Here is a 23,060-nt window from a genome sequence, read left to right as displayed (position 1 = left end):
ACTTCGTGCAATCAGCGGAGCTCAATCCGACAAGGAGCCGACATGTCACTCACTCTCAGCAGGCCGCCCGAGGCCGGGGCGAACCACCTGCCCGTCCCGCCCCGGCGCACCACTCACCGACCGCACCGGGACCGGGCGATCGACCTGATCCGCTTCGGCTGTCTCGTCGTCGTGGTGATCCTGCATTCGATGATGAGCGCAGCCGTGCTCGGAGCAGACGGTGAGGTTGTGCCCACGGTGGCGCTGCTGCATACCGCTGGCTTCACAGCCGCCTCGTGGTTCTTCCAGATCATGCCGCTGTTCTTCTTCATCGGAGGGTATGCCGCCATCAGCGGCTGGCGACGCACCCAAGCCACCGGAGGCACCTGGGCCGACTACATTCGCGCCCGTCTGCGCCGCCTCGTCATTCCGGTCGCCACCCTCATCGGCCTCGCCGGCGCAGGACTGTCGATCGCCTCGGAACTGGGCGTTCCCGCAGACCTGCTCGCCGAGGCGAGCACTCGCATCGGGCAGCCCCTGTGGTTCCTCGCCGTCTACGTCGGGCTGACCTCCTTGGTTCCCCTGGCGGTGCACTTTCATGAAAGGGCGCCGAGGCGGACGATCGCTGCGCTCGCCGGTGCCGTGGTCACGGTGGATGGCTTGGTCGCACTCACGGGAGTGAACGGACTGGGGTATCTCAACTTCCTGTTCGTATGGCCCCTGATTCAGCAGTTCGGCTTCTTCTACGCCGACGCCATTCATCGTCCCGTGCGAGCCTGGTCGGCTTGGACCGTGATGGTGCTGTCCCTGGTGAGCCTCGGAGTGCTCGTCGGACTCGGGGTCTACAGCCCGAATATGCTCATCAACCTCAACCCGCCCACCGGTGCCTTGGTGCTGCTGGGCATTGCGCAGATGTGCATCCTGCGACTGAGCCATGCGCGTCTGAACGACATCGTGTCCGGTGGTTCGGATCGGACTGCGGTCGGACACGAGTACCGAGCCCGCATCTGGGAGCGTGTCATCTCCTGGGGCAACACCTACGGCATCCAGGTCTATCTGTGGCACATGCCGATCGTCATCACCCTCATCGGAGCTCTGGGCTACGCAGCTCAGCTGCTGTCTGGGGTGCCGGCAGGAGATGGGCTGTCAGCGGCTGGGATAATGCTCCCTGAGATCGAATCGAACTGGTGGTGGCTGACCAGGCTGCCATGGCTGATCACGGTGATGGGACTGGCTGCGCTATTGGCAATGGCCATGTCGAAGATCCCGTTCCCCAGGGAGGCGAGGTTGGCCACGTTCGGGCGCGCAGCGGCGAGGGGTGTGCGGGAGATCTTCTCGACTTCCGAGGCTCGAGTGGGTCAGCGTCTGTCGCGTCCTGTGCCTCGGGCCCTCACCGCGGTCGCTCTGGCAATGGGCGGCATCGCGATCGCACTCCTCGTGGGAATCGCTCCACTGATCTGGACGCTCGTCTCTGTTTCGGCGCTCCTGACTTCACTGGTGCTGGCAGCCACCATGAAGGCAACGGGGTCTAAGGGGGCTGCAGCGACGGAGATGCCGGCGGAGGATCGTGGCAAAGCGATTGTCAGTCTCGGCTGAGGAGTGATCGGGACCGACCCGCCGCTCACCTCACTCCACCGATTTCGCCAGCTGCTCGGTGACGGTGCCCCAGCCGTCGAAGAAGCCGAGCTCCTCGTGACGGGCGCGCTGCTCGGGGCTGCCATGGCGGACGATCGCCTGATAGTCGGTGCCGTCGGCGTGGTCGCTCAAGATGATCTCAGTGGTCATGGAGACAGGGTCGGGAAAGGCCGGGTGCCAGGAGCTGTTGACGGCGTTTGTGAACACGAGGCGACTGAAGTCCTCGATGACGAGGAAGACTGCGTCGACGTGCGGCACAAACGATTCGCCGTCCTCGCTCATCATGGTGGAGAAGGCCCCTCCGGGGCGCAGCTCCAGCGCTTCGACGCGGAGGGTGAGCGGTTCTGGAATCCACCACTTCGCCAGCTTCTCGGGATCCGTCCACGCGGACCAGATGGTGTCTTTGGGTGCCCGGATCACTCGGCGGATCGAGAGGTCGAGATCGGGGTCAATGTGTCGGGTGCGAGCGAGATGTGCGGTCATGAGTCTTCCCTACTGTGAGTGGTGTCGCTGTCGCCGGTGTCGCTGTCGCCGGTGACGAACTGCTCGAGACGATCTGTGCTGGCATCCCAGATGAGTCTCTGCTCGGCGAGCCAATCATTGAGCAGTGTCAGGCGATCGCGGTTGAGTGCGCAGGTGCGCACTCGTCCTGACTTCCGTGTCCGAATCAGCCCACACGATTCCAAGGTGCGCACATGCTTCATGAAAGACGGGAGCGAGATCGACAAGGGCTCTGCCAATTCTCCGATGCTCGCCGGTCCGTGGCCGAGGCGATGAATCACGGTGCGCCGCGTGGGATCGGCAAGTGCGGTGAACATCGCATCGAGCTCCTCCGAATACTTAGCCATGAAGCTAAGTATCGCATGGCTCGGAGATAAAAGACCCACAGATCGAGGAATTTTCCGGCTCAGACCCTTTCGTGACAGAAGATGACGCCGGAAGACCCTCACATGACGGCTGGTGACATCCCAGGTCGTGCTCGAAGACAACGAGCCCACGAGCGGTTGAGACTGGTGGAACTTCGGCAGCGAAGTCGAAGCGTCATCAGTGAAGGAAGGACCCGCCGTGAGCATCACCCAGAACGGAATCTCAACCCGCTCGGTGCATTCGGGCGCCGACCCTGAATCGCACACCGGTTCGGTCGTCGCCCCTATCTTCCAGACCTCGACCTTCATGATGGACACCCCGGGCCAGACCCGCGCAGGCTTCGACTACGCGCGCACGGGCACCCCGAATCGCAGCGACCTCGAACAGGTGCTGTGCGAACTGGAGAACGCCTCCTTCGCGGCGGCGGTGAACTCGGGGACTTCTGCAGAGGTCGCAGTCTTCTCCGCGCTACTGGGTCCCGGCGACGAGATCATCATCCCGCGCGACATCTACGGCGGCACCTACCGGCTGCTCGTCAACGAATACGAGCGCTGGGGTGTGCACATCCGCACCGTCGACCTCACCGACACCGAGGCGCTGGCCGCCGCGATCTCGGCCAAGACCGCGATCGTCTGGGTCGAGACCCCAAGCAATCCCGGTCTCGACATCGTCGACATCGAGGAGACGGCCAAGCTCGCCCACGCAGCGAACGCCATCCTCGCCGTCGACTCCACCTTCGCCACCCCGATTCTGCAGCGCCCCATCGAGCTCGGCGCCGACGTCGTCATCCACTCGACGACCAAGTTCATCAACGGCCACTCCGATGTCATCGGCGGTGCCGTTCTCGCCGGTGACGGTTCGACTTGTCCCCGTGCCGCCGAGGTTGTCGAACGACTCGAGTCCTACCTCGCATCCGTCGGATTGGGCATCGCCCCCTTCGATGCGTGGCTGACCCGTCGCGGCATCAAAACCCTGCCGGTGCGCATCGCCAAGCACTGTGAGAACGCGCAGGCCGTGGCGCAGTGGTTGGAGCGCCGCCCCGAGGTCGCTGAAGTGTATTACCCAGGTCTGTCATCTCACCCGGGCCACGAGGTCGCGAAGAAGCAGATGAGCGGCTTCGGGGGAGTGGTCTCATTCCGCACCGACACCGAGGCAAGAGCTCTGTCGCTGGTGAAGAGCACGAAACTCATCACCCTGGCCGAATCGCTCGGCGGAGTCGAGTCCCTCATCGATCATCCTGCGACCATGACTCATCTGGCGGTTGCCGACTGCGAACTCAGCGTTTCGCCGACGTTCATCCGCCTGTCCCTGGGCATCGAAGACATCGCCGACATCCTCGCCGACCTCGAATCGGCGCTCACTGCGGCGGCGCAGACTCCGGACGGCGTGAGCTCCGATGCGGAGGCGCTGGGTGCGGATTTTCCAACTGCGGATCCCTCACCGTCAACTCTTCAACACCCCGTTGCAACGGTATGAATTGATGCCCGCAGTGCCACGCACAGTGCCAGCGGTGGCGCGTGGAGCTCTGGGTAGGATTCACGCCTGGCGGTGCGCGGTGGGGCGGTAGGAATCGCAGCTGGCGGTGCGTGGCGCGTGTGCGCGTGGTCACGGGGCGTGGGGAAAACCCGACGCAGGGTAGGCGGTCAACGTGCTGTCGGCAGCTTGCCGTCTCCCGTAGCGTTATTGCTATGAGTGAGAACACCCCCACGAACCCACACGAATCGGAGCCGCAGAGCGCCGATTCCCTGGAGTCCCAGACACCAGAAGCAGCACCGGAATCGGACAGGCCGATCGGCGCCGAGTCGATCGTCAACGCACCCCCAACCGCAGAGACTCCCGCGGCTGCGGAGGCCCCCGACACCGCGAACGGCTCCGAGCCTTCGGGCAACGGCGCAGCCGACGAGTCCGCAGACGCGCCGTTGGCGACGGAGGCCGGACAGTTTCGGACGGCTCCGATGGAGTTGGAGGTTCCCTTCAGCCGCGGTGCCGCTCAGCAGTACGGTTCGGCTCAACAGCACGGTGCCGCTCAGCAATACGGATCGGCTCACCATCAGGAATCGCCGGCGACTGACCACCCAACGCAGCAGTACACGCGGGCCTATCCCCAGACCCGCGTGATGAATGCGAACTCCCCGCAGGGGTTCTCGCAGCAGACACCCTCACAACACCCCACTCAGGCGTACCCGTCCCAACGCGCCAACTCCTCTGAACCTGGCAATCTCCAGCAACAGGGCGCACTCCAACAGCCTGGCACCCTGCAGCAGCCCGGCTACCAGCCGCGCACCTACTCCACCCAGCAGCAAAGCCCACAGCAGGGCCAGCACCCCAAGCAGCTCCCTGCGCCCGTGCCCGGCCCCAACGGTCAGATGCCGATGCAGCCGATGCAGCCACCTCGGCGGAAGAAGCCGAAGTCGGAGAACGTCACGTACGCACCTGCGACCGGGGCGATGCCGCTGACGCGTGAGGAAGGCACCGAGATTCCCGCCGACGGTCCGATCGAATGGCCGCAGAAGCGAGTCGGGATCGTCGGCGTCGCGAACCTCGTGCTCTCCGCCGTGATGGCTGTGGTCTGGGCCTGGATCCCGCTCGGGCTGCTGTTCACCGGCTTCGGCGGCATCTTCGCCCTCGGCCTCGGCGTGCTCGCACTCGTTGCCTGGGTCGTCGTCCAACAGGGCGCGAACGTGTTCGAACGTTACCGCGCCGAGCTCATCTACGGCGACCGGATCCCGGTCCCGAAGATCGAACGCAGCACCCGAGAATCCGCCTTCGGCCGTTTCTTCCACAACCGCTGGCTGCACGTGAAGTCCGGGTCCTTCTGGCGATCGACCGCCCACCACTACGTGAAGATGTTGCTCGGCGCGATCATCGTCGGCGGCACCATCGCCGGCATCTGCGGGGCAATCATCGGCATCTTCAGCGCCATCAATCCTGAGGGCATCACCGACTTCTTCTTCCGTGGAACCACCGGTGGGCTGGGGCGCACGGGCATCGCTATCGGCTCTCTCATCGTCCTTGCCAGCTCACTGGCGATCCTGTGGTTCGCCCCGTACCTCGACAGGGCACTCGACCGCAGCCTCCTGCCACCGGCACGCACCGCTGCCCTGCAGGCCGAGGTCACCGATCTCGATCGGGCCCGCATGGCCGGAATCGAAGCCGCGGGTGCGGAGCGACTGCGCATCGAACGCGACCTCCACGACGGAGCCCAGCCACGACTCGTCGCACTGAGCATGACGCTGGGCATGGCGAAGTCGAAGATCGACAAGGATCCAGAACGAGCCAAAGAGCTCGTCTCCGAAGCCCACGCAGAGGCGAAGGGCATCGTCAATGAACTCCGCCAACTGGCACGTGGAATCCACCCTGCTGTGCTCACAGACCGTGGCCTCGACGCGGCCGTCTCCGCATTGGCCGGACGCTCGACGATTCCCGTCGAGGTCGACGTTCGACTCGCTGGGCGCATCGATCGGGAGGCCGAAGCCGTTGCGTACTTCGTCGTCGCAGAGTGCCTGACGAACATCGCCAAGCACTCGGGTGCGACACATGCTCGAGTCTTCATCGCTCCGATCGAGGCCGGCCTGCAGATCGTCGTCACCGACAACGGTCAGGGCGGTGCGCGCATCGACCGATCGGGCCGCCACACCGGGATCGCCGGTTTGGTCGATCGCGTCGAAGCCGCTCGTGGGACACTGAACCTGACCAGCCCCGCAGGTGGGCCAACTACTGTCGTTGTGGAGGTGCCATGCGCATCGTAATTGCCGAAGACTCTGCGATCTTGCGAGCCGGACTCGAGAGGCTTCTGGTCGATGCCGGGCATGAAGTGATCGCCGCCGTCCCCGATGCCAACGAGCTCCTGGCGACGGTCCACAACACTCCGCCGGACCTCGCCATCATCGACGTGCGCATGCCGCCGACGTTCACCGACGAAGGCATCCGCGCCGCAGTCCTCATCCGCAAGCAGAACCCCGACGTCAAGGTGCTCGTGTTCAGCCAGTACGTGGAGGAGCAGTACGCATCCGAACTCATCGCTGAGAACACCGGTGGCTTCGGATACCTGCTCAAGGACCGGGTCGCCGATGTCGAGGACTTCCTCGCCGCAGTCGACGAGGTCGCCTCCGGCGGTACGGTCCTCGACCCCGAGGTCGTCTCGCAGATCCTCGTGCGCACACGCAAGAAGGACGGGCTCTCAACCCTGAGCCCGCGCGAACTCGAAGTCCTCCAGCTCATGGCCGAGGGCAAATCGAATGCCGCAATCGCCCGCACCCTCTACCTCAGCGCCGGAGCAGTAGAGAAGCACATCAGCTCGGTGTTCACCAAGTTCGGCCTCACCGCCGACACCTCGGACAACCGACGCATCCTCGCCGTCCTCACATTCCTCGGAGCATAGAATGCCTGCCACAGTCCACGTCAGCGAATCCACCCGCGCGAGCATGAGAGTGATCATCACGATCGCCGCGCTCGTCGTCCTCCTCGTCCCGATCGCCTTCAGCGTCGCGCACGGAGCCTCTCGTCTGAACTACGCGAAGCTCGACGTCTCGAAGCCGCTGTCGACCTCGGTCACGGACCTGAAGTTCCTCCTCGACACCACCGCATCGGTGACCGTCAAGACCACCGAGACCGATGAGCCGACCGTCCGGCTCACCGCCACCGGGCCCCGCGACGAAGCACCGACGCTGCAGGTGAGAGGGACCGGGGACGCGTCGACAGTGTCCGTCGACGATCAGCGGAACCTCGAGAACGCCCAGATCGAGGTCACCCTTCCTGCCAAGACCTCGAAGGAGATGAAACTCGATTTCAACGGCGGCTACGGTGCCATCGACGTCGTAGGTGACTACCTGGAGATCGTCGCGAAGACAGATGGCGGCGCCGTCGATGTCAGCGGCTCGGCCGAGCGTCTGCAGACGTCGACCGACTACGGAATGACTGACCTGAGCGGGACTTTCGACACCATCGAATCCAAGACCGGTGTGGGCACACTCAACGGTTCGAATCTCAATGTTCGCGATCACGTCGACGCGGTGACCTCGACGGGTACGATCGATCTCGATTTCTCCAACGACATGGTTCCGATGTCCGGCATCGTTGCCAAGGCTGACGAAGGCACGATCGACATCCGCCTGCCGCGCTTGGACCTGGCCCAGGAGAGGATGGCCGCCGAGGCCGCCGCTTCCAAGGATGACGACGGCAGTGCCGCTGACTCCAAGGATCTGTTCTACCGCATCAACGCGAACTCGAATGAGGGGAGCGTGGATCTGGCCAGGGACCTCAAGAAGTACGACGCTGCGAGGGCCTCGAAGGGTGCCGAGGGCAAAACGGTCATCCCCGTCTCCGCAAGCGCCGACATGGGTACGATCACCATCGAGCAGAACTAGACTGGTGCCTACGGTGCCCGTCGGCGCAACCGCCGGCGGGCACCGCCATTCGGTCAGCGTTCCGCTGGCCCTGTGACTCGACAGTCGCCGATATACCGAATCCAGGGGATGAGACATGCAGATCACCGTCTATGGAGCCACCGGCACATTCGGCCGCAGACTCGTGGCACACCTGCGTGAACGTGAGCACTCGGTGATCGCGGCCCACCGCGGAATCGGGGTCGACACCTATGCCGGAGAGGGAGTCACCGAGGCTGCCGAGGGGAGCGATGTCCTCGTCGACTGCGTCAATTTCATGACGAACAACCGGCACAAGGCACTTGACTTCTTCTCACGCAGCTCCCGGTCGATCGCCCTGGCCGCGGCAGAGAACCCAGGAGCAGCGATGGTGTGTCTGTCCATCGCCTTCAAGCCTGAGGTCGCCCAGTCCAAGCTGCTCGGCTACTACCAGGCCAAAGAGCTGCAGGAACGGGTCTATCGCAGACTGATCCCCGCCGACCAGCTGCTCATGTTCAGATCAGCCCAATGGTTCGAGCTTGTTGACACAATGACGTTCACCGCAGGTCCGGTGGCATTCGTGCCGAAGATGCGAGTCCGGGCCCTGGCCGCGGACGAGGCCGCTCGAATGATGGCCGAGGCCATCGATGCAGGAGAACGCGGAACCATCGAGGTCGCCGGCCCCGAGGTCAGCGACTTTCCGACGATCGCGCGCAGGACCGCGGCGGCCGACGCAGACTCGGCCGTAAGTGACGGAGCAGGTCCGAGTGGGGGACCCCGTACGAGAGGTATCCCGAAGATCGTTTCCGTTCCGATCCCAGGATCGATGTCCGGCAATGGCCTCATCCCCGATTCGCCGAGGCTCTCCGCCGTCACCGTCGATGAATGGATCCGTTCCCGCTGAGCTGCAGACATGAAGTTGTAGTATCCAGTCGGGAGGAAATACATGGACTGGCTGGAATTCGGACTCGACGGCACCGATGCGGTGAGGATAGTCGTATCCTGCATTGCCTTCTACCTCGGCATCATTATTCTCGTCCGCGTATTCGGCCAAAGGACGCTCGCGAGCCTCTCGAGTTTCGACCTTGCCGCCATCATCGCCTTGGGTGCGATCGTCGGTCGTTCGATCCTCGGTGACACTCCGACCCTCTTTGCTGGTCTCCTGGCCCTGGCCACTCTGCTGATCCTCCAGGCTCTGACCGGAAAGGCCCGCCGTTTCCATCGCATTGCCGGCGTCGTCAACAGTCCCGCGATTGTACTCATGGCAGGCAGCGAGCTGCTGTTCGACAACCTTGCCAGGGCCCATGTCGACCCCGCCGAAGTGTATTCGAAGCTGCGAATGGCGGGAATCCGACAGCGCGCCGAGGTGGCATGCGTGATCCTCGAGCCCACAGGTCAGATCAGCGTCACCCGGAGAGGGGTGCCGATCGATGACGAGATGCTGCGCGGCGTCATCGGAGCTGAGCGAATTCCCCACGAGAGCTGAGCCCCGCGGCCACGCAGAGACTGAGATCTCTGCCGCTCAGCGATCGAGCCCGAGGACCCGCGCACCATTGCGCCACAGCACCGAGCGTATCCAGTCATCGCCGAGTCTCAGCCCTGCCAGCCCCGAGATCTGATCCGCATAGGGGTAGGGAATATTCGGGAAGTCCGAGCCGAGGATGATCTTGTCCTGCAGACCAGCCAAGCGATTACGGTAAGCCGGGTCCACCTCGGCGGGGGAGGAGAAGAACCCTGACACGTACATCGTCGTGTCCAGGTGGACTCCGCTGTAATCCTCGGCCAGGCTCGCGAACGCACCATATTCGGGCATGCCCATGTGGGCGATGACGAGCTGCAGGGATGGGTAGCGCTCGAGCACCTTGGCCACCGCCTGCGGTCCGGTGTAGGTGCCGGGCAGCGGCTCGGAGCCAGCGTGGATGACGATGGGCACCTGTGCCTCGGCCAGTGCAGCCCATGCGCGATCGAGCACAGGGTCATCGGGGGAGAAGCCGCCCACCTGGATGTGGACCTTGAACAGCCGGGCTCCGGCCGCCAACGCCTCGGGCACATAACCAGCGGATTCCGGCTCAGCATAGAGCGTTGCGCAGTGGATGACGTCATCGTGGGCGGCGGCGAACTCGCGGTTCCACTCGTTGAGCCAGGCGGCCATGCCTGGTTTGTGCGGGTAGGTCAGTGCCGGGATGGCACGTACGCCCAGGTCACGGACGATCTGGAGGCGGGTCTCCGTGTCATAGCGGTAGTGGATCGGCCACGGATAGCCATAGCTGGCTTCGGCGGCGTCGAAGTATGCCCACACTTTGTCGAGGACGTTGGTCGGCAGGAAGTGGATGTGGATATCGGCGAGGCCGGGGATGCCCAGAGTCTCGAGGTAGCCCGGAATGTCGGCATCGGTGCGTGGAGGTTCGGCCGCGGTCGTCTCGCTGTGATCAGTCGCGTCCTTGCGATCGGGAAGTGTGAAGTCGTCCATGCCCACCACCTTAGGCGGTGGCCGCTGAGCGGGCTGAAACGGTGGCTGAAATGAGCTTTCGTGTGTGTCCAGCCCTCACTCATGACGTGAACTTAGACTGCCGGTATGGAGTTCACCGATCCGTACGAGATCGACGTCCCACCCGGCACACGTCACGTGGGTGAGGGGCCCTTCTGGAGGCCCGGCGATACCGTGACGTGGTCGTTTCGACGATTCGATTTCGACCGCGACCACGCCGAGGTGCGCCGGCCGATGCGTGTGATCGAGGACGGGCCGGACGGTGCCGTGCTGTGGATGGCCGGAGGAACCGAGACCACCGATACGAGGATCGTCGGCTGGGAGGATTCGAATCCCCACGACGTTCCGTTGCGTGCCCGTTTCCGCCCGCCCGCCGAGGCGCCTCGGCGCATCAATGTTCCCGGCAGGTGGCGCGGGCTCGGGGTGCTCAAGATCGTCCCGCCCGGAGTTCCGTTCTCCGTGTGGGTGCTGCTCAAACCTGGTGTCGATGGCACAGTTCGTGCGGATTGGTATGTCAACCTCGAAGCCACCCATCGCCGCACGAGTGTTGCCCTGTACACCAGCGATCACATCCTCGATATCACGTTCCCCGTCGAGAGCATGCCGTTGCACAATACGGCCGGCCTCAACCCGAACGGGGCGGTGTTCAAAGACGTCGACGAGCTCGCCGCCGCAGCGAACTACGGTGCTTGGCCGCGTGAGTGGACGGACATCATCCGGAGCAATGGTGCGAAGCTGCTTGACCACCTCGGCGAGTTCACCTGGGCATTCGATTCGAAGTGGGAGACGATGGCACGCAGTCTGGTGTCGCGGACGACAACGAATTCTTCGCAGAATCAGGAACATCAGCGGATTCGAAGTGGTTGCTACACCAAGGACTGGATCTGAACACTACAGTTTCAGCCCGCAGACCAGCAGCGACCGTGCGCAGACAGTGCACGGCGTCGATGAAAGGAATCATGTCCATGACGACTAACCACCGGATTCTCCTAAACTCCCGACCCGTAGGAACACCCACTGCTGAGAACTACCTGCTCGACGAGGTAGAACTGCCGAAGCCGCAGGACGGTGAGGTTCTGCTCCGGACCCTGTACCTCTCACTCGACCCTTATATGCGCGGTCGGATGTCGGATGCGAAGTCCTATGCGAAGCCGGTTGAGGTCGGCGATGTCATGGTTGGCGCCACAGTCTCAGAGGTCGTCGAATCGAACTCGTCAGACTTCTCCACCGGAGACACAGTCCTCGGCTATGGCGGATGGCAGGAGTACTCCGTTGAGAAGGCTGCATACCTGCGCCGCCTCGATCCCGAAGTCGCCCCCGTCAGCACCGCGTTGGGTGTGCTGGGCATGCCTGGCTTCACCGCATACGCAGGACTCCTTGAGATCGGGCGCCCGCAGGAAGGCGAGACTGTGGCCGTCGCTGCTGCTACCGGCCCCGTCGGCTCCGTCGTCGGCCAGATCGCGAAGATCAAGGGCGCGAAGGCCGTCGGCATTGCCGGTGGGCCCGATAAGGTCGCCCACCTGAACGAGCTCGGGTTCGATGTGGCACTTGACCACAGGACGGGCAACCTCAAGAACGAGCTCAAAGAATCGGTTCCGCAGGGCATCGACGTCTACTTCGAGAACGTCGGCGGAGACGTGTTCAAGGCAGTGCTGCCACGTCTGAACACCTATGCACGCGTACCTGTCTGCGGACTCGTCGCCAACTACAACCTCACCGAACTGCCCGAAGGCCCGGACCGTTCAGGTGCGCTCATGGGCAACATCCTCACGAGGTCACTCAACGTCCGCGGCTTCATCCAGACAGAGTTCGTCGAGAAGCACCATGAGAACTTCCTATCCGACATGAGCGGCTGGATCAAGGAAGGAAAGGTCCGCTACCGCGAGGACATCCGCCCGGGACTGGACAAGGCTCCCGAGTACTTCAACGATCTGCTCGCTGGCCGCAACTTCGGCAAGATGGTCGTGGCCGTCGGCGCCGAGAGCTGAATCAGCCCCGCGGCGCTTCAGGCAGCCCCGCGGCGCTTCAGGCAACATCAACAGTTGGTAAGTTCTGGTCGAATTTCGTATGATTTTCGACCAGAACTTACCAACTGTTTCAGTTTCAGGCCATCTCTCGTGCCCGAATGTCGCCTTTGGGTCAGGTCGTCACAGGCAGGTACTTCGTGACTGGGAACGAGCGCCGCACGATCTCACGCAGATCCGACAATGAGGCGTCCTCCTCGACTAGGCCCATGGTTCGGGCCTGGATGAGGAGGTTGCCGATCGCGGTCGCTTCGACTGGTCCGGCTATGACGGGGCGGCTCGTCCGGTTCGCCGTCAGCTGGCACAGCAGTGCGTTCTGCGATCCGCCCCCGACGACGTGCACCGTGTCGACCGTCATCCCGGCCAACGCCTCGGCGGCATCGATGGTGCTGGCGTACGCTTCGGCCAGGGATTCGAGGATGCACCTGACCACCTCGGCGGGGGACTCCGGAGGCCGCAGGCCGTGTTCCGTGTACCATTCTGCAATCCTGCTGGGCATGTCACCAGGTGGAACGAACCGCGCGTCGGCGGGATCGAATACCTCGTAATGGAACTTCACGGCGGCGGCATCTGCCAGCAGCGTCTGGAGGTCGGCACTGCGCTGCGCGTCGTTCGAACCGGCCTGCCAATGGCGCATCGATTCACTCAGCAGCCACAGCCCTGAGACGTTTTTGAGGAATCTGACGGTGTCATCAACCCCGCCTTCGTTCGTGAAATTCGCTTCCAGAGCCGCGCCCGAGAGTACCGGTTCGTCCAGCTCAAGGCCCACCAAGGACCAGGTGCCGCTCGAGATGTAGGCTGATCGTTTCGATGCGAAGGGTACGGCCACCACCGCCGAGGCGGTGTCGTGTGAGCCCACGGCCGTGACCTGGACACTATGATCTGCTCCCAGCCGTCGTGCAGTCGCGTCGGTGATGTGTCCGATGACTTCACCAGAGCGGAGGAGTGGTGGCAGAAGGTCTCGCTTGAGTCCGAGCTCGTCGAGCAGTTCGGTGTCCCAAGCTCGCGTCGTGACCGAGAGCAGTCCTGTCGTCGACGCATTCGTCATCTCTGCATACGATCGTCCTGTCAGCCAGTAGGCAAGCAGATCGGGAATCAGCAGAACCTCATCGGCCAGGTCGAGGAATCCGGTCTCCGACTCCACCGCCAGTTGGAACACGGTGTTGAAGTCGAGATGCTGGAGGCCATTGCGCTCGTACAGCTCAGTGGCAGCGACTCGGGAATGGACGAGCTCGACTCCTCGCGCTGTTCGCTCGTCGCGGTAGTGATGTGGGGACCCGACGAGTCGTCCCTTGCGCAGCAGACCGTAGTCAACGGCCCAGGAGTCGATTCCGATGCTGGTCAGACCGGGAGCGAATCGCGCGGCTTCCCGCAGTCCGTCCTGAACCGCCGCGTACAGGGATTGGATGTTCCAGTACAGCCCCTCAGCACTGCCTGCATCTCCGTCGAGCACAGAAATGCGCGTTTCGCCGGTGGCCTCCAACAGCGCGAGCGGCGTATTCGGAAACCGTGCGACGTGCTTCATCCGCAGCACGCCGTCTTCGATCCCGCCGAGGATCACGCGGCCGCTGGTCGCTCCGAGATCAACGGCCGCCAACTTGAAGGTTCTCGAATCATTACTGTGGTCCATCAGCCCGCCACTCAGCGCACGAAGGCCGCGGCCACACCGGCATCGACCGGCACGTGCAGTCCAGTCGTGTGCGAGAAGTCGTCGGTGCACAGCGCGTAGACGGCATTCGCCACATTCTCCGGGACCACCTCACGGCCGAGGATCGTGCGTTGGGCATAGAACTTTCCCAGGTCCTTCTCCTCAACGCCGTAGGTCTTGGCACGTTGGGCTCCCCATCCTCCGGCGAAGATTCCCGAACCGCGGACCACTCCATCGGGGTTGATCCCGTTGACCCGGATTCCGTGCTCGCCGAGTTCGGCCGCGAGCAGCCTCACCTGATGCGCCTGATCGGCCTTGGTCGCGGAATAGGCGATGTTGTTGGGTCCGGCGAAAACGGAGTTCTTCGAGGAGATGTAGACGATGTCGCCTCCGAGTCCCTGGTCGACGAGGATCCTTGCGGCGTTCTTCGACACCAGGAACGATCCTTTCGCCATGACATCGTGCTGCAGGTCCCAGTCCTTCTCCGTCGTTTCGAACAGGGATTTGGACAGGGACAGCCCGGCATTGTTGACGATCAGGTCGACTCCACCAAAGGCAAGCACCGCCTCGGCGAGGGCCGCCTGCACACCAGACTCATCGGAGACATCCGCGGCCACCCCGACGGCGACATCGGTCGACCCGAGTTCGGTCGCCACAGCTTCCGCCTTGTCGCGGTCGAGGTCCGCGATGACGACGCAGGCGCCCTCGGACGCCAGGCGCGTGGCGATGGCCTTGCCGATGCCACTCGCGGCCCCGGTGACGAAGGCGACTCGTGAGGCGAGCGGCTGAGGTGCGGGTCTGCGCTTGAGTTTGGCCTCTTCGAGCGCCCAGTACTCGATGCGGAACTTCTCCGCCTCGGAGATCGGCACGTAGCTGGAGAGCGCTTCCGCCCCGCGCATGACATTGATGGCGTTGACGTAGAACTCGCCGGCCACGCGCGCTGTCTGTTTGTCGGGCCCGTAGGAGAACATTCCGACGCCGGGGACCAGGATGATCGCCGGGTCGGCCCCGCGCATCGCAGGCGAATCGGACTCCGCGTGACGCTCGTAATAGGAGCGGTAGTCCTCCCTGTAGGCGGCATGGAGATCGGGCAGCGCCGCGATGATGTCCTCCGCCGAGGTGTTCGCGGGCAGGTCGATGACCAGTGGCTTGACCTTGGTGCGCAGGAAATGATCGGGACAGCTTGTGCCCAGTTCTGCCAATGCGCCCAGCTTCTGCCCGGCGAGGAACTCGAGGACGGGCTCGGAGTCCGTGAAGTGACCGACCATGGTTCTGTCCGCCGAGGCGATGGCCCGCAGGTGCGGTGCCAGGGCAGCGGCCTTGGCCCTGCGTTCGGATTCGGGCAGAGCCGCATACCCCGGGCGGGCCGTTCCGAAGGGTTCGGGCCGCCCGTTGTCGTCGATGTACTGTGCAGCGGTGTCGATGATCCATCGTGAGTTGGCCTCTGATTCCGCCGATGTGTCTCCCCACGCGGTGATCCCGTGGCCGCCGAGGATGGTTCCGATGGCCTGCGGATTGTCGCGTCTGATCGCGGCGATGTCGAGTCCGAGTTGGAAGCCGGGACGTCGCCAGGGCACCCAGACGACTGTGTCGCCGAAGACCTTTTTCGTCAGTTCTTCCCCGTCGGCCGCCGTGGCGATGGCGATGCCCGAGTCGGGGTGGAGGTGATCGACGTGGGCGGCGTCGACGAGGCCGTGCATGGCGGTGTCGATGGAAGGTGCGGCACCGCCCTTGCCATGGAGTGTGTAGTCGAAGGCCGCCACCATCTCGTCCTCGCGATCGACGCCGGGATAGGTGCCGGTCATAGCCTGCAGACGGTCGAGGCGGAGGACGGCCAATCCCTCGGGCGTCAGCGTTCCCAGGTCCCCGCCGGAACCCTTGACCCACAGCAGCTCGACCTTCTCACCGGTCACCGGATCGAGGTCGCTGCCCTTGGCGGAGGTGTTTCCTCCGGCGAAGTTCGTGTTGCGTCGATCGGAGCCCAATGAGTTGGAGCGTCGGATGAGCTCGGTCACCGTGGGGTTGGTCGTGGTCATGTTTCTCCTCGGAGTATGTCTGTTGGGGACGGGCCGTGAACGTGCGTCGCTCACGCGCCCCAGCCGGCCTGGGTTCCGCCGACTCGCTCGGCCTCGATCTGTTCCTGGTACCCGGATTCGCGGAATGCCTGCACCGGATTCGCGGGCAGCCTACGCGAAGTCCGCCACTCGGCCAGGGCAGGCCGGACGTCGGTGTAGAAGGCGTCCATGAAGATGTCGTTGGCGGCGATGACATCGCCGGATTCCTGTGCCGCGGTCAGGGCGGCAGTGTCGAGGAGGAGCGCGCGGGCCGTCATCTCCTGGACGTTGAGCACCGAGCGCATCTGCCCTTCTATCTTGTTCTCCACGTTGTGGCACTGATCGAGCATGAACGCGACATCCGGGTTGTTGAGCCCACCGCCGCGGATGACCTCATGGATGATGCGGAAGAGCTGGAAGGGATCCGCGGCACCGACCATCAGGTCGTCATCGGCATAGAAGCGGGAGTTGAAGTCGAAGGAGCCGAGCCTGCCCAGTCGCAGCAGCTGCATGACGATGAACTCGATGTTCGTTCCGGGAGCGTGATGCCCGGTGTCGAGGCAGACCTTGGCCTTGTCGCCGAGGGCAGATACCTGGGCGAAGCTCGTGCCCCAGTCGGGAACATCCGTGTGATAGAAGGACGGTTCGAAGAACTTGTATTCGAGCACGAGACGCTGACTCTCTCCGAGGCGGTCGTAGATCTTCGCAAGTGAGTCGTGGAGTCGATCCTGGCGGCCCCGCATGTCCGCCTGCCCTGGGTAGTTCGATCCCTCGGCCAGCCAGATCTTGAGATCACGCGAACCGGTGGCATCCATGACGTCGATGCACTCGATGTGGTGGTCGATGGCCTTTGAGCGGATTCGTTCGTCGACGTGTGTCAGTGCACCGAACTTGAAGTCGTCGTCCTGGAACGTGTTCGAGTTGACCGTTCCCAGACGAACTCCGAGTTGCCCTGCATGTGTCGCCAACGCTTCGAAATCGCAGCGGTCCCAGGGGATGTGCAGCGCCACCTGTGGTGCGAGTCCGGTGAGTTCGTGGACCTTCGCGGCGTCGGCGATCTTTTCGAAAGGGTCTCGTGGTGTGCCGGGTGTGCCGAAGACCTTGAAACGGGTGCCCGAGTTGCCGAACGCCCATGAGGGCAGCTCGATCGCCTGAGCGGCGAGTTCGTCGGTGATGTCGGTGAAGCCTGTGGGTGCGGTCATGGGCGATTCATCGTCCTTTCGAGAGTTCAGGTGTCTGATGCGTTGGAGCAGGCGGGAGTGCAGGGAACGTGGTGGGTCACGATGTCCGGGCCGTCTGGTCCTCGAGGTGGAAGACCTCCTGGAGGCGGAGAGGGCCGTCGTCGAAGGACCCTCCGGAGGCGAAGTGCTCGGACATCGACGCCTGCCATTTCGCGTTGATGTCCTTCAGCTCCATTTCGCGTTGCGCGGCCTCATAGTCCTCGGTCTCGAGGTAGCCGATGATCATTCCGCTCGGGTCGGCGAACAGTGAATAGTTGTTCCACCCCGTGTTCTGGAGCGCCGTGAGCATCTCCGGCCAGACCGAACGGTGACGTTCGATGTATTCGCCGAGGTGGGCGGTATCGACCTGCATGCGGAAGCAGACGCGTTCCATCGCCTTCAGTCCTTTCCTACTGTGGATTGCGCTTTTGCCGAGACATTCCCGGCGGCAGCTTCGTCGTCGACATCAGCATCGAAGAGTCGTCCATAGCGCTCGATCTCGATCTCTTCGAGAGTCTTGTCTTGGGTCTTCGGCGTCCAGATGACACCGATGAGCAGGGCCGCGACGAGGAGCCCGAGGATGAGGAATCCGACGCCGTGCAGGCCCGTCTTGTCGAGCATGAGCGGGAACCACAGGGAGAGGACGCCGACCATGACGCGCACGATCATGAACATGAAGCCCTGCGCAGATGCGCGGTACCGGGTGGCGAAGAGCTCTGCCGCCCACAGCCCGTAGAATGCCTGTGCTCCCAGGCCGGAGGAGATGCCCCAGCCGATGGCGAAGACCAGGAGCGAGAACCAACCGGCGGGACCGTAGATGAGGACCGCCCAGGCGATGATTCCGAGCCCGGCGCCGATGCCGTAGAGCCAGCGACGGGAGACCTTGTCGCCGTAGCGCATGAAGCCGAAGAAGGTGGAAGCGCTGGTCAGTCCCCAGACGAGGACCTGGAGCAGGTATTGGGAGCGGGCATCGGTGAGACCGGTCGCCTCATAGATGCGCGGTTGGAAGATGCCTGCCTGCCCGGCGACGGTGTTCCACAGCCCGTAGACGCCGATGAGGAAGAGCAGGGCGATGAGGTTCTTCTTGTTCGTGAAGAGTTCGAAGAAGCCGCGATAGGTTCCGACTGTATTCGGATTGGCGTCCTTGGCCTTCCAGCGTCGTGACTCGGCCAGTCCGCGCCGGACCCACCAGGTGATGAAGGCGACGACGAAGAGGTGGGCGAAGATGATGCGCGACCCGAGCAGTCCCATGGGCTCGAGCAGTGCGGCAAGCAGGAACCCGATCATCGGTCCGATCGACCAGGCGAGCTGGGCGACGCCGACGTGACCGGCACGGCGACCGTCGGGTGCCTCTTCAGCGATATAGGTCCAGGCGGCGGTGACTCCGGCACCGACGGCGATTCCGGTGAGGACGAAGCCGATGAGCAGCATCGAGAAGTTCATCGCGAAGATCGCGAACAGGGTGCCGAACATGTAGAGGATCAGGTCGTAGGTGTAGATGAACTTGCGGCCGTAGCGGTCGCACAGCGGACCACCGATCGCCGCACCGATCGCTGCGCCGAAGGCGTTTGCGCTGAGAGCGCTGAGCAGGCCGACGGCTAGACTGTCGAGCCCGAACTCGGTCTGCCATAGGCTCATGCTCGTGGCGATCGCGATGATCGATCCGGCTTCGATGTAGTTGGACATGGCCACCGCGATGGTGGCTTTCCATTTGGACGACGTCTTTGTGTCCGTCATGTGTCTCTCCGAATTGTCGGTTGGTGATGTGGATGTCGATCCGCCGGGACGGCCCGGGGGTCTGAAACGAATTGAAACGTTTCAATCAGGCTGTTGGTGACAGTATCATGTCACCTGAGTCACATCAAGATATTGTTCGGAAGTCGGGCAGAATAGGACAGACCCGCTCAGTCAGACCCGCTCAGACGGAACGTGCGGGAGATGACAGATGAAGGAGGGCCGCTTGGACAAGGTGAGCATGCGAGAAGTCGCCGCCCATGCGGGTGTCTCCGTGGGTACGGTCTCCCATGTCGTCAACCGGTCCCAGAAGGTCTCCGAGGACACGATCGCCAAGGTCAGCCGGTCGATCGACGCACTCGGCTTCGTCCGAAACGCCGCAGCTAGGCAGCTGCGTTCCGGGAGGAGCAGCAGCCTTGGTCTCGTCGTCCTCGACACTGCGAACCCGTTCTTCGCCTCGGTGGCCCACGGTGCCAGAGAAGCCTGCGATGAGGCAGGTCTGTCACTCCTCATCGGTGATTCTGGAACGGAAGAGGCCAGGGAATCAAAGTACCTCGACCTGTTCGCCGAGCAGAGGGTCAACGGTCTGCTGGTGACCCCTTCGGGTGCCGACCTGAGCAAATTGGAGGGAATCGCATCCCGCGGGACCCCTGTGATGCTCGTCGACCGCGAGGCCGGTGGCTACTCGCTGTCCTCGGTGACCGTCGACAACGCCGCCGGCGGACGAATGGCGCTTGATCATCTCATCGCCGGTGGATGTGCGAAGCCTGCTTTCGTCGGGGGACCGTTCACTCTGCCGCAGGTCAGTGATCGCGCCCGTGGTGCGCGGGAGCGCGCAGCCGAGTCCGATCTCGACATGGCAGTGTTCGAAACCGGTGAGCTGACGATACTCGCAGGACGCTCGATCGGTGAGCGCATCGTTTCCCTACCAGAAGAAGCGCGCCCCGATGCTGTCTTCTGTGCCAACGACCTGCTTGCTGTGGGTTTCATGCAGGCGGTCATCATGTTCTCCGCGTTGCGCATCCCTGAGGATCTTGCGCTCATCGGCTACGACGATATCGACTACGCGTTTTCGGCGATCGTGCCGTTGACCTCGATTCGGCAGCCGGCGGACCTGCTCGGACGCACCGCCGTCGAATCCCTGCTGGCGGAGAACGCTTCGGGTGAGCAGATCCATCGGGACGAGAAGTTCACACCCGAACTCGTCGTTCGGCAGTCGACCCGAGCTGTCTGAGGACCTCAGGCGATCGACGGTAGGCGGCCAGTGACGTCGAAGATCTCCTCGACTGCGGCGGCGAACTCCAGGAGCCCCTGCTCGCTGCCCGGCGGACCCACGATTTGAAGACCGACCGGTAACCCGTCAGTCGTGAACGTGACCGGCAATGACAAAGCAGGGCAGCCGGTCATCGTGATCGTCGACGGCAGAGTCATCCACTCGAGATAGTCGTGCATGTCAACCCCGTCGATTTCGTGAGGGTAGTCGAGACGGCCGTCGAATGGGGCGACCTGAACGACGGGGCTCAGGAGGAAGTCGTACTCGGTGAAGTACCTGCGCATCCGTTCGCTGATCACCGCGCTGTGGAGTTCTGCCGCGCCCACCTCAGGTCCACTCAGCGCTCTGCCGAGTTCGACGTTCCAGACGACCGCGGCGCCGAGCTCTTCACGATGCGCATCGACGATTGGTCCGAGCGTCGCCTCCATCTGCCAGGCTCGCAGCACCGAGAAGGCATGCGGTGCCCCCGAGAGATCGGGAACCTCCTCTGTGATCGCGGCTCCGGCGGTCGCAATCGTCTCGATCACAGAGCCGAGTGCCATGCGGACTTCGGGTTCGACGGGAAGTCCGAGGCCGAAGTCGGTGCTCCAGCCTGCACGGACGCTGCGGATGGACGGGCTGTGGTGCAACGGTCCCAGAGCCACGTGGCGACCACCTGGAAAGCGTGGATCCTCACCTGCTTGGACGGAGAGGAGGAGATGGAGGTCGCGTACGGTTCGTGCGAGCGGGCCCTTGACCGACAGCCGCGACCAGGGTGTGGGATCCGGCCAGCTCGGGACGGTGCCCACGGACGGCCGCAGACCCACGACATTGCAGAACGATGCGGGTGTGCGAAGCGAACCGCCTGTATCTGAGCCGTCGGCTATGGGCAGCATGCGTGCCGTCAGCGCCGCTGCCGCTCCACCGCTGCTGCCGCCGGCGCTGCGTGCGAGATTCCACGGATTGTGCGTCTGCCCGTAGACGGGGTTGAACGTGTGCGATCCGAGGCCGAACTCGGGAACGTTCGTGCGTCCGATGGTCACCGCACCGGCGCGACGTTCGCGCTCGACGACGATGTGGTCCACCGCAGGAACACGATTCGCATGCACCGTCGACCCCGAGGTCGACACCCAGCCAGCCACGGGGAGAGTGTCCTTGTGAGCCATCGGCAACCCGTACAGAGCAGGCAGCTCTTCCCGGTCGCGGGTGAACGCTCTGTCGAGCTGCCGTGCGTTTTCCAGCGCCCGCTCGGGATCGAGCGCGACGATCGCATTGACGCGCTCGTTCGTCTCATCGATACGTGCGAGATGTGCTTCGAGGACCTCGACGACCGAGGCCTCTCCACGTTTCATGAGCGCCACGAGGTTGCTTGCGGTCGAGTCGACGAGCTCGGACGGAGAGGCGAGGGCATCTGCAGGTGTGCGGGTCATCAAAGTGTCACTCCAAAGCTTTCGAGAACTTGGACTATCGCCAGGAAGCCGAACAGTGCCAAGCAGGCACCGAGGATGGTGTTCGACCGCCAGCCGTTGCGCAGTGTTGTGGGAACCGTGCGGCGGTTCAGCAAGAAGAGCAGAGCAATCGAGAGGATCGGCAGAACGAATGCGCTCACCGTTGCGTAGACGATGACGAGGGCGACCGGTTCGCCGAGGGTCGAGGCGACGAGCGAGCAGATGAGGACGTAGACGAGCGTGAGCCGGTACGGCAGCGAAGACGGGGCCATCGACCGATCGGCCTCTGAGTCATCGATGCGCCGAAGGACACGAACAGCGTCGGAGATGAGGTACCCGATCGCCGAGAAGCCACCGAGGATCGAAGAGTAGACGATGGCTATCAGGCAGAGCAGATACGCGAGCCTGCCGATGTCGCCGGCCAGAGGGACGAGCGAGTCGGCGAGCGGGATGATCGCATCACTTCCACCGATCGACGTCTTCGTCGTGTGGAGGAGGAAGGTCCCGACAACGGTCATCGCCACTGCGAAGACGCCGATGAAGATGTAGCTGGAGATTGTGTCGATCCGGACGACGGGTTTCCACTGCGGCCCGTTCCATCCCTTCTCCCGAATCCAGTAGGCGTAGGCGATGATTCCGACAGCACCGCCGACACCGCCGATGAGTGAGAGGACTGTGATGAAAGAGCCGGCAGGGAGAGTGGGCGCGATCGTCTCCACAGCTGCCTGGGAGGCTCCGTCCACCTTCGCCGAGGCGACCGCAATCCAGATCATGCCGAAGAACATGAGGACGCCGAACACGAGCATTGAGGACTCGACGATGTTGTAGCGACCGATCCCGATGAGGACCACAGCCGAGGCCACGATGACGACGAAGGTCGGCCAATACGGCAGACCCGGAATGAGCGCCTGCATGGTCAGCGTCGTGATGGCGGTGAGTCCGGAGCCGTAGAAGAACCCGACGAGCAAGACGATGCCGAGGAACACTGCAGGCAGGAAACGTCCGCCGAGGTCCGTGAGGTGGGAGAGGAAGGTGCGACTGCCTGTGAGCTGCAACCGAGCGATGGCCTCGGTCAGGCCGTATTTGAGGATGAGACCGACGACGAAGACCCAGATCAGACCCAGTCCGAACTGGGAGGAGGAATTGAGCGTCGTGACCATGTCACCGGCACCGACACTGGCCATAGCGAGCACGATGCCGGGTCCGATCATGCGGATCTTGCCCGCCCAGGTTCGCGGAGGTTCGCTTACTCGTGACTTCGTCGGCACCTCGGCGCCGGTGATCGGTGTCGTCCCTGAACTCATGATCTGCTCCTTTGCTGAGATCGGTGGTGTTACTGAGATGCTCC

The 23,060-nt window shown here is 63.5% G+C and carries 20 protein-coding genes; 10 read left to right on the top strand and 10 right to left on the bottom strand.

Going from position 1 to position 23,060, the window contains the following annotated elements; genetic code table 11:
• Positions 1 to 42 precede the first annotated feature (42 nt).
• Positions 43 to 1,575 (top strand): acyltransferase family protein, encoded by a 1,533-nt coding sequence (locus tag FO013_RS02120; protein ID WP_143920904.1) that lies wholly within the window; start codon positions 43 to 45, stop codon positions 1,573 to 1,575.
• A gap of 30 nt (positions 1,576 to 1,605) precedes the next feature.
• On the opposite strand, the gene FO013_RS02115 is transcribed toward FO013_RS02120, so the two are convergent.
• Together FO013_RS02115 and FO013_RS02110 are read right to left on the bottom strand one after the other, a co-directional pair.
• Positions 1,606 to 2,097 carry an SRPBCC domain-containing protein gene (locus FO013_RS02115; RefSeq protein WP_143920903.1) on the bottom strand — a complete coding sequence of 164 codons (492 nt, stop codon included), beginning with the start codon at positions 2,095 to 2,097 and terminating at the stop codon, positions 1,606 to 1,608.
• Positions 2,094 to 2,462, bottom strand: a complete 369-nt coding sequence (locus tag FO013_RS02110) for an ArsR/SmtB family transcription factor (protein WP_143920902.1) — start codon at positions 2,460 to 2,462, stop codon at positions 2,094 to 2,096. The genes FO013_RS02115 and FO013_RS02110 overlap by 4 nt, the downstream gene beginning before the upstream one ends.
• A gap of 217 nt (positions 2,463 to 2,679) precedes the next feature.
• Between FO013_RS02110 and FO013_RS02105 the strand changes: the two genes are divergently transcribed.
• The 6 genes from FO013_RS02105 (at position 2,680) to FO013_RS02080 (ending at position 9,330) form a co-directional block, all read left to right on the top strand.
• A complete protein-coding gene (locus tag FO013_RS02105; RefSeq protein WP_143920901.1) occupies positions 2,680 to 3,957 on the top strand; it encodes a trans-sulfuration enzyme family protein in 1,278 nt (425 codons plus the stop codon).
• Between the two features lie 212 nt (positions 3,958 to 4,169).
• Positions 4,170 to 6,230, top strand: a complete 2,061-nt coding sequence (locus FO013_RS02100) for a sensor histidine kinase (RefSeq protein ID WP_143920900.1) — start codon at positions 4,170 to 4,172, stop codon at positions 6,228 to 6,230.
• Positions 6,218 to 6,862 (top strand): response regulator transcription factor, encoded by a 645-nt coding sequence (locus FO013_RS02095; protein WP_009881760.1) that lies wholly within the window; start codon positions 6,218 to 6,220, stop codon positions 6,860 to 6,862. The genes FO013_RS02100 and FO013_RS02095 overlap by 13 nt, the downstream gene beginning before the upstream one ends.
• Before the next feature lies 1 nt (position 6,863).
• Positions 6,864 to 7,847, top strand: a complete 984-nt coding sequence (locus FO013_RS02090) for a hypothetical protein (protein WP_143920899.1) — start codon at positions 6,864 to 6,866, stop codon at positions 7,845 to 7,847.
• A 115-nt stretch (positions 7,848 to 7,962) separates the two neighbouring features.
• Positions 7,963 to 8,748 carry an SDR family oxidoreductase gene (locus tag FO013_RS02085; RefSeq protein ID WP_143920898.1) on the top strand — a complete coding sequence of 262 codons (786 nt, stop codon included), beginning with the start codon at positions 7,963 to 7,965 and terminating at the stop codon, positions 8,746 to 8,748.
• A 42-nt stretch (positions 8,749 to 8,790) separates the two neighbouring features.
• On the top strand, positions 8,791 to 9,330 hold the full coding sequence (locus FO013_RS02080; RefSeq protein WP_143920897.1) for a DUF421 domain-containing protein: 540 nt from the start codon (positions 8,791 to 8,793) through the stop codon (positions 9,328 to 9,330).
• Between the two features lie 36 nt (positions 9,331 to 9,366).
• Here FO013_RS02080 and FO013_RS02075 read toward each other — a convergent pair whose 3' ends face one another.
• On the bottom strand, positions 9,367 to 10,314 hold the full coding sequence (locus FO013_RS02075; protein WP_143920896.1) for an amidohydrolase family protein: 948 nt from the start codon (positions 10,312 to 10,314) through the stop codon (positions 9,367 to 9,369).
• 105 nt (positions 10,315 to 10,419) lie between these two features.
• Between FO013_RS02075 and FO013_RS02070 the strand changes: the two genes are divergently transcribed.
• A complete protein-coding gene (locus FO013_RS02070; protein ID WP_143920895.1) occupies positions 10,420 to 11,220 on the top strand; it encodes a ribonuclease FAU-1 family protein in 801 nt (266 codons plus the stop codon).
• A 77-nt stretch (positions 11,221 to 11,297) separates the two neighbouring features.
• Positions 11,298 to 12,320: an NADP-dependent oxidoreductase gene (locus FO013_RS02065; RefSeq protein WP_143920894.1), complete on the top strand. Its 1,023-nt coding sequence runs from the start codon at positions 11,298 to 11,300 to the stop codon at positions 12,318 to 12,320.
• Positions 12,321 to 12,471: 151 nt separating this feature from the next.
• On the opposite strand, the gene FO013_RS02060 is transcribed toward FO013_RS02065, so the two are convergent.
• From FO013_RS02060 to FO013_RS02040, 5 genes are all read right to left on the bottom strand, one after another.
• Positions 12,472 to 13,986: a rhamnulokinase gene (locus FO013_RS02060; protein WP_143920893.1), complete on the bottom strand. Its 1,515-nt coding sequence runs from the start codon at positions 13,984 to 13,986 to the stop codon at positions 12,472 to 12,474.
• Positions 13,987 to 13,997: 11 nt separating this feature from the next.
• Positions 13,998 to 16,040, bottom strand: a complete 2,043-nt coding sequence (locus tag FO013_RS02055; RefSeq protein WP_143920892.1) for a bifunctional aldolase/short-chain dehydrogenase — start codon at positions 16,038 to 16,040, stop codon at positions 13,998 to 14,000.
• A gap of 50 nt (positions 16,041 to 16,090) precedes the next feature.
• A complete protein-coding gene (gene rhaI, locus FO013_RS02050; protein WP_143920891.1) occupies positions 16,091 to 17,260 on the bottom strand; it encodes an L-rhamnose isomerase in 1,170 nt (389 codons plus the stop codon).
• A gap of 76 nt (positions 17,261 to 17,336) precedes the next feature.
• Entirely contained in the window at positions 17,337 to 17,672 is a 336-nt protein-coding gene (locus FO013_RS02045) for an L-rhamnose mutarotase (protein WP_143920890.1), read from the bottom strand.
• 5 nt (positions 17,673 to 17,677) lie between these two features.
• Positions 17,678 to 19,015, bottom strand: a complete 1,338-nt coding sequence (locus FO013_RS02040) for an MFS transporter (protein WP_222103561.1) — start codon at positions 19,013 to 19,015, stop codon at positions 17,678 to 17,680.
• A gap of 232 nt (positions 19,016 to 19,247) precedes the next feature.
• On the opposite strand from FO013_RS02040, the gene FO013_RS02035 reads away from it, so the two are divergent.
• Positions 19,248 to 20,246, top strand: coding sequence for a LacI family DNA-binding transcriptional regulator (locus FO013_RS02035; RefSeq protein ID WP_313900563.1), 999 nt, complete (start codon positions 19,248 to 19,250; stop codon positions 20,244 to 20,246).
• 5 nt (positions 20,247 to 20,251) lie between these two features.
• Here the strand turns inward: FO013_RS02035 and FO013_RS02030 are convergent, their stop codons facing one another.
• Both FO013_RS02030 and FO013_RS02025 read right to left on the bottom strand, forming a co-directional pair.
• Entirely contained in the window at positions 20,252 to 21,694 is a 1,443-nt protein-coding gene (locus FO013_RS02030) for an amidase (protein ID WP_143920889.1), read from the bottom strand.
• Positions 21,694 to 23,016, bottom strand: coding sequence for an Nramp family divalent metal transporter (locus FO013_RS02025; protein WP_143920888.1), 1,323 nt, complete (start codon positions 23,014 to 23,016; stop codon positions 21,694 to 21,696). The genes FO013_RS02030 and FO013_RS02025 overlap by 1 nt, the downstream gene beginning before the upstream one ends.
• Positions 23,017 to 23,060: the final 44 nt, after the last annotated feature.

It is taken from the genome of Brevibacterium aurantiacum, assembly GCF_007558825.1.
GTDB lineage: Bacteria > Actinomycetota > Actinomycetes > Actinomycetales > Brevibacteriaceae > Brevibacterium > Brevibacterium aurantiacum_A.
The sequence above is the reverse complement of the archived record's forward strand: the minus strand, read 5'-3'. Positions and strand labels throughout refer to the sequence as shown.